The following is a 12,768-nucleotide window of genomic DNA, read 5'->3' on the forward strand; positions in this document are numbered from 1 at the left end:
GTTTTGGGATAAACCGAAACCAATATGTCAGAAAACGCTCTTCAAAACAATGCCCACTGGGGTGTTTTAAAAAAAATCTCTTTTAGGTTCTTCTCCATTTTATTGCCGCTGTTTATTTTCCTGAACAATAACGGGGCTTTTCCTTTTATATCAGGCCTGCTGCAATTGCCAGCGCTGGTCCTTCACAAGTTTATCCCGTGGTTTTCTGAACATGTTATTCATTATAAGTACGATTTTAAAATTTATACCAATGGCAGCGGCGATACATCCTACGATTGGATATTGCTGCTTTTTATATTTCTTGTTTCACTAACGGGCTGTATCATTTGGTCTCTTTTCGACCGCAAGCGCAAGAGTTATAATGCTGCTTATTATTGGCTGGTAGTCCTGATCAGGTTTTACCTGGCTTTTACCCTCGTGCTATACGGCTTAATCAAAGTCATTAAACTCCAGTTTCCCGATCCTTCTTTAAACCGTCTGCTCCAACCTTTTGGCGATGCATCGCCTATGGGCCTGGCATGGACTTTCCTTGGGTTCTCCAAAGGCTACAATATTTTCATGGGCATTATAGAAGTTTCTGCAGTGTTACTCTTATTTCGCCGAACCATAATTGTAGGCGCTTTTCTATCACTTGCAGCAACTGCTCATGTAATGTCGATGAATTACTTCTTCGATGTGCCCGTAAAATTACTCTCTACAGCCCTTGTTGTGATGAGCCTTTTTATATTGGCACCTCATTTCTTAAAATTATACCGTTTCTTTATTCAATATGAAAGTGCGCAATTAGATAAGATGTACAAGCCAGTTTTTAAAAAGCGATGGCTCTACTTTTCGGCTTATGGCATAAAATACCTGTACATAACAGTTTCCTTTGGTACTTTATTGTATACGTTTAACCAGCAAAGAAAAACTTACGGCGGCGATGCACCCAAACCATTTTTATATGGCATTTACAATGTAGAAAGCATGAGGCTTAAAGGCAAAACACTTCAACCTTTAACTACCGATAGCACCCGGTGGAAACAAATGGTGATTAACTATTCTGGTTATGCCCGTATAAAAACAATGAACGACAGTACCTTTAACTTCTCAACAGTGTTTAATACAAAAAAGCGGGAGCTCACATTAGGCTCGGTAGATAAGGAGTCCGCTCAATATATTTTAACTTACCAGCTTATTGGAAAAGACAAACTGATTATTTCTGGCCTAAAAGGCAAAGATTCTATCACAGTTAGTTTTAAAAAGAAGGATCTGAAAGATTTTAGGTTAATTAACAGGGGCTTTCGCTGGGTAAATGAATATCCTTACAACCGTTAACCATTTTACATCTGGTTGATTCTTCGTACACCATACTTAATGTGATTTTTTTATATTCGCAACATGTCATCACATCACATTGTAAAAGAGAAACAAGAACCAGCTTTGTATATCGACGAGCTTGGCAATTTTAACGAAGAGTTTTTAGGACAGCTTTTGGAATGGAGCCCAACACTTTTGGTTAATGGCAACAACTACGACAAAATAGTCTCATTAGGCCTGAAGGTAGATGTTTTGGTAAACGGCACCAATCACGACGTTCAGGAAGATACCAAAGTTGTTCAGGGCCCGGTTGATGCATTAATGGTAGCTATCAACTTCTTATTTGAAGAAAAATATCCGGCAGTTAACGTGATTGCCCAAAAGTTCGACTTAGAAAAATTCGCAGGATTTGAAGATAAAATTAACCTGGTAGTATTTACAGAAAGAGCTAAACACTATCCTATTAAATCGGGCTTTTCTGTTTGGAAACCTGCTGGCAGCGAATTCTTAATTCACGGTAACCGTTACCTGGAGGTAACCAACCTGATGCAAACCGAAGAAGAAGTTTTCGAAGTGGTGAACGATGGCTTTGTAGAATTTACCTTTTCTGGACAACCTATTTTTATTAGCGAACCGATATGATTACCCTTAGAAAAGCAAAAGAACAGGATATAGAAATCATCAGGGATATTGCCGCAGCAACCTGGCCATCAACCTATCTGGATATTATTGGTCAGGCTCAGATTGATTATATGTTAGATAAAATGTACAACCAGGGCGAGCTGCTGAAACAATTGATGGAAGGCCATATTTTTTTGATTGCCGAAGAAGGCGAAAATCAATATGGTTTTGCGGGCTATTCCATTATCGGCCACGAAGAACGTATTTACAAATTACACAAACTATATGTGCTGCCATCAGCTCATGGTAAAGGCGTAGGTAAGATTTTGATTAACGAGGTTTTTAATCAGATAAAAGATGCCGGAGGAACGGCTTTACAGCTTAATGTTAACAAACACAATAAGGCTAAAGACTTTTACTTAAAAGGGGGCTTTACCATTAAAGAATCTGTAAAACTCGATATTGGCGAGGGGTATGTTATGGACGATTATGTAATGGAATATAAATTCTAAATTACTATCTCGGATAGCCGTAAGCAACATAAATACTTTTATACGCCTTTCATGAAAATGAGGGGCGTTTTCAATTAAATTAAAACGAGTTCATTCTCCACTTCCATTAATGCATAGTTTTAAGAAAAAATAATTATTAAATTGGCTCTATAATTTAAATCATGAAATATATATTATCGCTCCTACTAATTTTCGTAACGTTTACTACATTTTCGCAAATACCAAAACCTTTAAAAGACACTTATGTAAATGATTTTGCAAAAGTGCTTTCTAAGTCGGAAATTAAAAAATTAAACGATACCATTAAACAAATCGAAAAAAAATCAGGTGTACAACTTGCACTTGTTATTGTAAATAAAATACCAAAGGAATACGATATTGAAGAATATTCGTTAATTATTGCCCGCAGATGGAAAGTTGGCAATAAAGAGGATGGTTTAGTTTACGTTGCCGCAGTAAAGCAACGAAAGCAACGACTCGAAGTAGCCTATAACCTTGAAACTATTTTTAATGCTGAAACCAGTCAGGATGCACTAGCTAAAACAAAGGCACATTTTCGTCTAAAAGATTATGGAAAGGGCCTCTTTGCATTGGTGTCCGATATTGCTTTTAAACTTGATAGTGCAGGCTATGGCGAACCGCCCGCAGTACAATCTCTTGTGGCTGTTGATAAACAGGAAGCCAAAACTGTTAGCCATCAAAAATCTGACCACAGCTTATCATTGCTTGGTTTTTTTGGGATTGCATTTGCAACAATCGTAGTGATGCTCATTATCAGACTTTTTAGACGAAGACCAAGCGGCCCTCCGCAGGTAGGAGGTGATTATGGAGGCTATAATAACGGTTATGATGGTGGCTACAATGGCGGTCGCAGAAGCGGCATGGGCTCCTTTTTTGCGGGCGCAGCAACTGGTTATTTCGCGAATAGTTTTTTAAACAGGAATAGATATCACAATAATGTTCCCCTCCTCAACAAACACAACAGGAAGAACGTCCAAGCAACGAAAGTAATTTCGGCGATTGGGGATCATCCCGTGATAATTCATCGAACGGTAACAGTTCTTCAAGTGGTGGATTTTCAGGCGGAGGGCTAGCTCAGACTGGTAAAGAACAGCCAATATTATACGCACGATTTATCGCCGTTCACCAAAATGAACGGCGTTTATTTTTATCAATAATTTCTTTTTGCAAAATAGGTGGGTTAATTCTTCATCCTTCCCTGTTCTGCTTCTGTACCAGTAGTGCGGCGGCGTGCAGGCTTGATTTCATTTTTACCAAAACGATAAGTAAAGCTGATCCGTCCAACACGGGTTTCGTTTTTTTGATGCACAGTATAGGTCAAACCTGGATATGCGCTCGATAAGTTATTTTCCGACATATTGAATATATCAGACAGCGCCAGTTTTAAACTTGCCTTTTTGTTAAACAGCGTTTTGCTTAAACCTGCATCGATAGAATAACGGGCTTTTAAGCTAAGGGTACCATAATCAAGAGGCGATTCGTAGTTCCCATTTAGCTCTGCCGTAAAGCCGTTTACAATAGTAAAGGTTTGCTGCGATTTAAACTGGAAAGATGTTTTTCCTGTTTTCAGAGCGCTTCCCGCTAAATCCGGAGCTTCGAAACTCAGATAAAAAACATTCAAATTATTATTGGTTTGCCACCATTTGGTAATCTGAACTGGCACATTTAAGTTGGCATTGTAACTGATATTGGTAGCGATATTGGCATTGGTTTGATAAAGTGCTTTATTTACAGCATCTGGTAAAATCACTTCAGCAATTACATCATTTACCCGGCTATAGCCGATAGATAATATATATTTCTGCAACAGGGTATAGCTGAGTTCAAAATTATGCGTATACTGAGGATTTAAAAAAGGATTTCCTTTGCTGTAAGTATATTGATCGAGATAATAAATAAAAGGGTTTAAAGCATCATAACTCGGCCGGTCTATCCTTCTGCTGTACGAAAAACCCAGCTGATTGTTTTTAGAAAGGTTTTGTTGCACAAATAGTGTTGGGAAAAAATCCCAGTAATTTCGTTTTACCACTGTATTGGTTGTTACTAAATTTCCTTTCGAATTGGTTTGTTCCATCCTTAAACCAATCTGTACACTGGTATTTTTAAACTGCTTGTTTAAGTTGGTATAAGCGGCGTTTACATTTTCATCGTAAATAAACTGATTACTGCGGCGTACATCGTTTTGCCAAACATTATTCACAAATTCCTCAGCCTGCAAGTCATTGTCGGTTTTAACCCAACTACTCTTAACACCAGCTTCGAGTTTAACCGTTTTACTTAACGATACATTATAATCAACCTTAAAGGCTTTAATATCTATAATTGATGGGGTGTTGTTTCTAATGTAACTGATGGGGCGAATCCGGTTTCCATTAGCAAATAAATAATCGTTTGCGTAATCAGAACCATCGTTCCCATTGTATTTAGAATAATCTACATCCGCCGAAATTTCTGAACCAGCAGTATCTAAAACAGATTTATAGTTTAAATTGTAAGAAACGTTGTTGTACTTATTTGTTTGCAGACTGTTTGAAATCAATGTAGAATCAATTTTTTGAAAAGACGGACCGATTAAGGTATTGTTTCCTGCAGCTTCGGTGCCATGGTTAAAATAACCGTTTACCAGTAAACCAATAGTATTTTTCTTATCGATAAAATAATCTAAACCTGCCTTAAAATTATTGTTATACTGTTTCCTGTTACTCTCGCCAACCTGCATAAAGTAAGTATCTGGCGTTCCGTTCGAAATCCGGTCGATTGCGATCAGGTTATCACGCTCAAACTTACCATAGTTATAATTACCAAAAAGATTTAGCTTCTGCGTACGGTGATTCAGGTTTAAACCTGCATTTGCCCTCAGGTTTTTACCATAACCCAGCGAACCATTTACACTACCATTCGTTCCACCGTTTTTATTCTTTTTGGTTTTAATATTAATAATTCCTGAATTACCCGATGCATCGTATTTGGAAGATGGATTGGTAATCAGCTCGATACTTTCTATGTCGGAGCTCTGCATGTTACGCAGCAAGTTGGCTACATCGGCACTGCTCATGTAGGTTTGTTTTCCATCCAGCTGAATCAGTACGCCTTGTTTACCCATCATCGAAATTTTATCATTCTGATCGACCGTTACACCCGGTGCTTTCTGTAAAACCTCTAATGCCGAAGAACCCGTCATGATAGAACTGTTAGAAACATTCATCACAATTTTATCCATCTTTCTTTCAATCAGCGGCTTGGTAACGGCTACGTTTACCTCCTTTAAATTCTGTGCAGTCGCAACCAGCTGAGCTGTGCCGAAATCAATTTTCTGATTGTCTTCAGCTACCGTAACGGTTTTACTTTTAAAGGTTTTATACCCCATGTTGCTGGCTTTGTAAAAGTAACTTCCTTTGCCCGGTACTATAAAGCCAAACGTACCATTTGGATCGGTAAAGGCTGTTTTAACGATACTCGAATCTGCTGCTTTGAAGAGCACTACGGTAACATAATCTGCCGGTTTATTGTTTTCATCCAGAATTACCCCGCTAATATTGGGCTTAGCTGTTGTTTGGGCAAAAAGCTGTGTAGTGGTAAAAAAGAAACTAAGGATGAATGATATTTTGTATAAATTTTTCATTGGTCTGGTTTAAGTATTTTAAAAAAATCGGGCAAAAAAATTTCCATAACGCCTGTACAGGCATTTTCCATTTATTGCAAATCATTTTAAAGTTTAGTTCGGAAACGAAAGGTTTCCATGATTTTGTTATAGATAAGACGACCGTTTTTTTAAAAGGTTACAGGAAATTTGAAAAAGTCTTTAGTCCTAAGTCTGGAGTCGGCACTTCGATGACTAAAATTTTGGTGCATAGAAAAATAAGCATACTACAGTTAACCGATTAACCAGTTTAAACAATTAATACAAATAACCAATTTGCAATTACTAATGACCAGTGAACAAATGAACCAAAAAAAAGCCGCAGAACAACAAGTTTGCACCTGTTGTTCTATGGCCTTTGAATCTCTTAATGAGAAATATTATTTTACCCCCAACACATCAACACCCTGTTCAAAAATAACATCAACCGGGATATTCTTTTTGGTTAAACGATCTAGGTCTGTTTGCAATTCCGGATGGATAATGGCTTTTTCTTTTTGTGCCTTTTCTACTGCAACTTTATCGCCATTGCCCTGAAGCGTAATGATGAATGCACTTAACTCGTTCATGGCAGATGCAAATTTGTCGAAATTTACTTTGTAAGTTCCTTTAGCCGTACGCTCAAAGGCACCTTTTTCCTGAAAGTAATTAAAGCATTGCATATTGGCTTTACCGTGCGCTTCCGAAACGCCAAAGCGTACCGAGCGTAAAATACCAGCCATAAAAGTGGTGTAATAATCTTTTATATCGCCCTGTAATTCACCTTTTTTAAGCAGGCCTGTTACCATATACAAACCTAAAATATCGGCTTTACCTTCTTCCAGCCAGCTGTATTGTTCTTTTAAAGCCGCACGAACGAAGCCTTTACCGGTTATTGTTTTCTTAATACCTAAACCATGCGCAACTTCGTGGAACATTACATTGGCAAAAAAGGCATCGAACTTAATGTATTTTTGTTGCTCGGCATCAATCAGTTCTTTCGAAATAGGGACCAGTATTTTGTCGAATTTTGCCTGCATTGCATTTTTCAGCTGCGAGCGACGGGTGCCTTTTTCCTGCTGTATTTTCTCGTCGTTGGGTAAGTTAACAGCAATTGTTTTCGATCCGGCATTGCAATCGCCGGCATAATAAACCACATCGTATGCATTTAATTCAGAATCCGTTCCCGGTGTTTCGGTTTTGTATTTTGCTTCAACAGGTAAATTTTTCTGCAATTCGGGCAGCATTTTTACATACTTGGCTAAACGCTTGCTCCACTCTTTATCCTTAATCAGAACATAAGCCTCGTAACTGGTGCGCGCATTGAAAAGTTTATCTTCATAATTCTCAATCGGGCCAATAATGATATCCAAACCATTGGTTTTCATATCCAACCAGGCATAATCACTAGCTGTAAAATTATCGGTTACCAAGGCATCAGCCCTTAAATTCAGATATTTTTTTAGGCCGGCATCTTCAGCTATTAAGGCTGCCTGTTTCAATAACGAACTTACTTTCTGCAACTCAGCGGCAAATAAAACATGGTAAGGCACGGTAGATAATTTGCCCGTGCTATCTTTCCTGATAACCGAATAAGCGCCAAACTTATCAGCCAGATCAGATTTTTCTACTGCTTCTTTGGTAATACCATAAGGGTAGAACGTTGCACCTTCAGGCTTTACGCCAACTCCCTGTACAAAAGGCTTATCATTATTTAACCTATCCCACGGACCGTAGTTGATGTTTACAAAATCGCGTGTTTTTTCATCTTTGATGGTAGCCAAAAGACTATCGCGTTGCGGGTATACCTGTTTCCAATACAACTCGTCCATGATTTCTGCCGACTGAATAAGTAGCGGCAATATTTTACGGTCGTTAACGCTTAGCTGGTTAATGTTGGTGGTTAGTTTTACCTTTTCGTAAATCGGCAAACGATCGGCCACATAACTGGTCAGGCTGTCTTTTTGTACAGCTCCGTTTTTATCATCAGCAGGTTTAGAGCCCCCACCGCAAGCAGACAACGCAGCTACAGAAACAGCCAAAACCGGCAAAAGTATAGTTGATTTGTATAAATTCTTCATATTAAAGTATATCGCCGCTAAATTAGTAATTTTTGAAAGCTTTGTATAAAGTTTGATGCATTGGGCGAAGTTTAGCCTAACTTTGTAACTTCATTCTTTTAATCAACATGCCTATGCTGTTTTCTAATTTATACAAAACCTCTATCATAACTGCTTTTTCTCTAACAATGGTTTTAGCCTCATGTACCACGAGCAAGTATGCGGCAACCGAAAAAATTTATAAGGACAAAGCAAAAGGTTTTGCAGAAATTATTGGCACTGTACCTCCAACAGGGCAACTTTATGATTCATTAAATGCAACAAACCAACAGTGGATTGGTTCTGTAAATTTTGGGATACGTAAACCCAATTTTGTAGTGATACACCATACCGCGCAAGATAGCCTGGCACAAACAGTTAAAACCTTTTTTTCAACAAAAGCCGGCACCAGTGCGCACTATGTTGTTAGCCGCGATGGCAAAGTAGTACACATGGTAAACGATTATTTGCGTGCCAACCATGCCGGTATAAGCAAATGGGGCAAAGATACCGATCTGAATTCTTCTTCTATTGGTATCGAACTGGATAATAATGGTTTAACCGATCCATGGCCCGATGCACAAATTAACAGCCTCCTTAAACTATTGGCTACTTTAAAGAAAACTTACGGTATCCCGACTGCCAATTTTATTGGTCATGCCGATATTGCGCCAAAGCGTAAAAATGATCCTAAAAACTTCCCCTGGAAAAAACTGGCCGATAAGGGCTTTGGCTACTGGTACGATGATGTGTTGAAAAACCCACCTACCGATTTTAATACCGAAATGGCTTTAAAATATATCGGTTATGATACCAGCAACCTGCCTGCTGCAATTACCGCTTTCAAAATCCACTTCATTCAAACCGATATTACATCGACACTTACACCTGTAGATATTTTGGTGCTTTATAATGTGTATACGAAATACTAAAAGATGGGAAAAGGATGATGGAAGATGTAAGAGGGGGAATTCATATCATACACTGTTAACCAGTTTAAACAATTAACCGATTAACCCCTATTAACAAGAAAGCACAGACAAACCACGTTAATCCGTGTTCATCTGTGCCTATCTGTGGTTAAAATAGCTAAAACTAATTTGGTTTCTTAAACGTATCTTTTAACGTAACCGTACGGTTAAATACCAGTTTATCGGCTGTCGAATCTTTATCCAAACAGAAATAACCTTTACGGATAAACTGATAACGGCTTTCTAAATTGGCATCGGCCAAAGCTGGTTCAATGTAAGCGTTTGGCAATACCGTTAAGCTCTCGGGATTTAAATAATCTTTAAAGTCGCCTTCTTCTGCATCAGGTGTTTCTGAAGTAAATAAACGCTCATACAAGCGGATTTCAGCAGTTTTGGCATGTTGTGCACTTACCCAGTGTATGGTTCCTTTCACATTTATTCCGCTGGTATCATTTCCGCTCTTCGATTCAGGAATATAAGTACAACGAATTTCGGTAACGTTACCGTTTTCATCTTTCACAAAATCCTCACATTTTACAATGTAAGCAAATTTTAAACGTACCATTGCGCCAGGCGCCAAACGGAACCATTTTTTAGCTGGCACCTCCATAAAATCTTCACGCTCTATCCAAAGTTCGTTGCTGAAAGGAATTACACGGGTACCACCGCCATCTTCTGCTTCCGGGTTATTTTCGCCAATTAAATCTTCCGAATTTTTATCATAATTGGTAATAACCAGTTTAATCGGATCTAAAACCGCCATTACACGGTTAGCGCTTTTATTCAGGTCTTCACGAATACAGAATTCAAGCAAACTCAACTCAATTAAATTTTCGCGTTTAGCAATACCAATACGTTCGCAAAACTCGCGAACACTCTTTGGCGTAAAACCTCTTCTGCGCAAACCCGAAATGGTTGGCATGCGCGGATCGTCCCAACCGTTAACCAAATTTTCGTTAACCAGTTGCAGCAGCTTACGCTTACTCATTACTGTTGAAGTAAGGTTTAAACGTGCAAACTCATATTGTTTGGAAGGGAAAATCTCTAATTTTTCGATAAGCCAATCGTACAGTTCGCGGTGCGAAACATACTCGAGGGTACAAATCGAATGGGTAATGTTTTCAATACTATCGCTTTGCCCGTGTGCAAAATCGTACATAGGGTAAATACACCATTTATTACCGGTACGGTGGTGCTCAGCATGTTTAATGCGATAAATAATCGGATCGCGCATTAACATATTCGGGCTTGCCATATCAATTTTTGCCCTTAAAATATAAGCACCATCAGCAAACTCGCCATTTTTCATTTTCGTAAAAATGGCCAGATTTTCTTCAACACTGCGATTGCGGTATGGGCTATCCTGTCCGGGTTCAGTTGGCGTACCTTTTAGGGACGCAATTTCATCAGCAGAACTTTCATCAACGTAAGCTAAACCTTTTTCAATCAACTTAACGGCAAAACCGTATAACTCATCAAAATAATCCGATGCATACAATTCGTTTTTCCAGTTAAAACCCAGCCATTTAATATCTTCCTGCTGGCTGTTTACGTATTCTGTTTTCTCCGTAACCGGATTGGTATCATCAAAACGCAGGTTGGTATACCCGCCATATTTTTGTGTTAGTCCGAAATTTAAGCATATCGCTTTCGCGTGGCCGATGTGTAAATAACCATTTGGTTCTGGCGGGAAACGCGTAACCAGGGTTTCATACTTACCACTATTTAAGTCGTTCTCAACAATTTCTTCAATAAAGTTCAATGACTTCTCTTCACTCATAAAAACCTGTAAATTAGGAATGCAAATGTAAAAAGATTGAGCGGATTTATACAATGATTAAAGGTTTATTAGCCCACAGTTGTTAGTTAATAGCGCATAAACCTATTACTTACAGATTAAAAGCTAAACAGAGAATTATTTCAGCCCTGCTTACAGCTGTAAACCATTGCGATAACTAATAGACTAGAAACATTTTCTGCAAAGGTCTTATTGCACAATTGCTTAATAAATTCAATACATTTACAACAACTTAATATTCATTATGAGCAAAGTATTAAACCGGCCAATTCGTGTTTTGGTGGCTAAAGTTGGGTTAGATGGCCACGACAGAGGCGCAAAAGTGATTGCAACCTCTTTAAGGGATGCAGGAATGGAGGTGATTTATACAGGCCTTCGTCAAACCCCCGAAATGGTGGTCAACACTGCATTACAGGAAGATGTTGATGCCATTGGTATTTCTATCTTATCGGGTGCCCATATGACAGTTTTTCCTAAGATTATTCAGCTGATGAAAGAAAAACAGTTAGACGATGTGTTGTTAACAGGCGGAGGAATTATTCCAGAAGCCGACCGTTTAAAACTGGCTGATATGGGTGTGGGTTCGCTATTTCCGCCAGGCACAACAATGGTCAGCATTGTGACATATATACAGGATTGGGTTACAGAAAACAGAAATTTTTAAGCTATGGCATACCAGAATTTAATCTCAGAAATAAAAGAACAGGTTTTATACATTACCATTAACCGCGAAAAGGCACTAAATGCGTTAAACAAAGATACTTTAGCCGAACTGGCAGATGTAGTTGCATTTGCAGATCGAACAACAGAAGTAAGAGGTGTGATTATTACCGGTGCCGGCGAAAAGGCATTTGTTGCGGGTGCCGACATTAAAGAGTTTTCTGATTATGATGGCGAACAGGGTGAAGCACTGGCAAAGCAAGGGCAAGATGCTGTTTTTAATGCAATAGAAAATTCTACTAAACCATTTATTGCGGCCATTAATGGTTTTGCGCTGGGCGGCGGATTAGAACTGGCCATGGCGTGCCACATGCGCATAGCTTCCGAAAACGCAAAACTGGGGCTACCCGAAGTTACCTTAGGACTAATACCGGGTTATGGTGGCACACAACGCCTTACACAACTGGTTGGAAAAGGTAAAGCCATAGAAATGATTATTACAGCCAATATGGTTACAGCTACCGATGCATTGCAGTTTGGATTGGTAAATTATGTGGTGCCACAAAGTGAGCTAATCTCTAAAGCAGAAGAAATTTTCAACGCCGTTAAGCAGCGTGCGCCACTAGCGGTTTCTGCCGCTATTAAATCGGTTGTTGCAGCTGTAAACAATAATGATGGGTATGCTACAGAGATTAAAGCGTTTGGAAAATGCTTCGAAACAGCCGATTTTAAAGAAGGAGTAGCTGCATTTGTAGAAAAAAGAAAGGCCGTTTTTAGAGGCGAATAGCCAATTGTAGTATTAATTCGAACTCAATACAACAAAATATTGCAAAAGTTTTTCAATTTAATTTTTTTAAGTAGTTATGCGCTATCTAAATTGTTAATCCAGAGCGCTCCAATAATTAATTGGTTGATTATTTGAAGCTCTTTTTAGCATAAAGAATGCTATTAAAGAAAAATAAAATACTTATAGTAGATAATGAGATAAATATCGGGTTACTGGTTTCAACATTTTTAACCAAAAATGGCTTCGAAGTTTCGAGTACAGGATCCGGTGCAACAGCGCTCTCTGTTTTAAAGGAACAGGCCTTCGATTTGGTATTGTGCGATTACCGGGGCTGGAAGATATTGACGGGAGAGAGATTTTAATAAAAATAAAAGAAAACTA

Annotated in this window: 11 protein-coding genes; 8 read left to right on the plus strand and 3 right to left on the minus strand. The window is 38.6% G+C overall.

The window, feature by feature from the left end:
* Positions 1 to 24: 24 nt before the first annotated feature.
* The 4 genes from G7074_RS08610 to G7074_RS08625 all read left to right on the plus strand — a co-directional run bounded on the left by G7074_RS08610 (position 25) and on the right by G7074_RS08625 (position 3,526).
* A complete protein-coding gene (locus tag G7074_RS08610) occupies positions 25 to 1,317 on the plus strand; it encodes a hypothetical protein (RefSeq protein WP_166207976.1) in 1,293 nt (430 codons plus the stop codon).
* A 63-nt stretch (positions 1,318 to 1,380) separates the two neighbouring features.
* Positions 1,381 to 1,941: a thiamine pyrophosphokinase gene (locus G7074_RS08615; RefSeq protein ID WP_166207979.1), complete on the plus strand. Its 561-nt coding sequence runs from the start codon at positions 1,381 to 1,383 to the stop codon at positions 1,939 to 1,941.
* Positions 1,938 to 2,432, plus strand: a complete 495-nt coding sequence (locus tag G7074_RS08620; RefSeq protein WP_124561942.1) for a GNAT family N-acetyltransferase — start codon at positions 1,938 to 1,940, stop codon at positions 2,430 to 2,432. The genes G7074_RS08615 and G7074_RS08620 overlap by 4 nt, the downstream gene beginning before the upstream one ends.
* 161 nt (positions 2,433 to 2,593) lie before the next feature.
* The gene (locus tag G7074_RS08625; RefSeq protein ID WP_166207982.1) at positions 2,594 to 3,526 is read left to right on the plus strand and encodes a YgcG family protein; all 933 of its coding nucleotides are present in this window, start codon (positions 2,594 to 2,596) and stop codon (positions 3,524 to 3,526) included.
* A 107-nt stretch (positions 3,527 to 3,633) separates the two neighbouring features.
* On the opposite strand, the gene G7074_RS08630 is transcribed toward G7074_RS08625, so the two are convergent.
* The gene (locus G7074_RS08630) at positions 3,634 to 6,075 is read right to left on the minus strand and encodes an outer membrane beta-barrel protein (protein WP_124561940.1); all 2,442 of its coding nucleotides are present in this window, start codon (positions 6,073 to 6,075) and stop codon (positions 3,634 to 3,636) included.
* A gap of 398 nt (positions 6,076 to 6,473) precedes the next feature.
* Entirely contained in the window at positions 6,474 to 8,153 is a 1,680-nt protein-coding gene (locus G7074_RS08635) for a Zn-dependent hydrolase (RefSeq protein ID WP_166207985.1), read from the minus strand.
* Between the two features lie 167 nt (positions 8,154 to 8,320).
* Here G7074_RS08635 and G7074_RS08640 point away from each other — a divergent pair, with 167 nt between their 5' ends.
* Complete coding sequence (locus G7074_RS08640; protein WP_233603959.1) at positions 8,321 to 9,103, plus strand: N-acetylmuramoyl-L-alanine amidase; 783 nt, start codon at positions 8,321 to 8,323, stop codon at positions 9,101 to 9,103.
* A 163-nt stretch (positions 9,104 to 9,266) separates the two neighbouring features.
* Here G7074_RS08640 and G7074_RS08645 read toward each other — a convergent pair whose 3' ends face one another.
* Positions 9,267 to 10,922 carry a glutamine--tRNA ligase/YqeY domain fusion protein gene (locus G7074_RS08645; protein WP_124561937.1) on the minus strand — a complete coding sequence of 552 codons (1,656 nt, stop codon included), beginning with the start codon at positions 10,920 to 10,922 and terminating at the stop codon, positions 9,267 to 9,269.
* A gap of 262 nt (positions 10,923 to 11,184) precedes the next feature.
* On the opposite strand from G7074_RS08645, the gene G7074_RS08650 reads away from it, so the two are divergent.
* From G7074_RS08650 to G7074_RS08660, 3 genes are all read left to right on the plus strand, one after another.
* Positions 11,185 to 11,604, plus strand: a complete 420-nt coding sequence (locus G7074_RS08650) for a cobalamin B12-binding domain-containing protein (protein WP_124561936.1) — start codon at positions 11,185 to 11,187, stop codon at positions 11,602 to 11,604.
* Between the two features lie 3 nt (positions 11,605 to 11,607).
* Positions 11,608 to 12,387: an enoyl-CoA hydratase/isomerase family protein gene (locus tag G7074_RS08655; RefSeq protein ID WP_124561935.1), complete on the plus strand. Its 780-nt coding sequence runs from the start codon at positions 11,608 to 11,610 to the stop codon at positions 12,385 to 12,387.
* A 155-nt stretch (positions 12,388 to 12,542) separates the two neighbouring features.
* Complete coding sequence (locus tag G7074_RS08660) at positions 12,543 to 12,749, plus strand: response regulator (RefSeq protein WP_240916504.1); 207 nt, start codon at positions 12,543 to 12,545, stop codon at positions 12,747 to 12,749.
* The last annotated feature ends 19 nt before the right edge of the window (positions 12,750 to 12,768 follow it).

It is taken from the genome of Pedobacter sp. HDW13 (genome assembly GCF_011303555.1).
Taxonomy (GTDB): Bacteria; Bacteroidota; Bacteroidia; order Sphingobacteriales; family Sphingobacteriaceae; genus Pedobacter.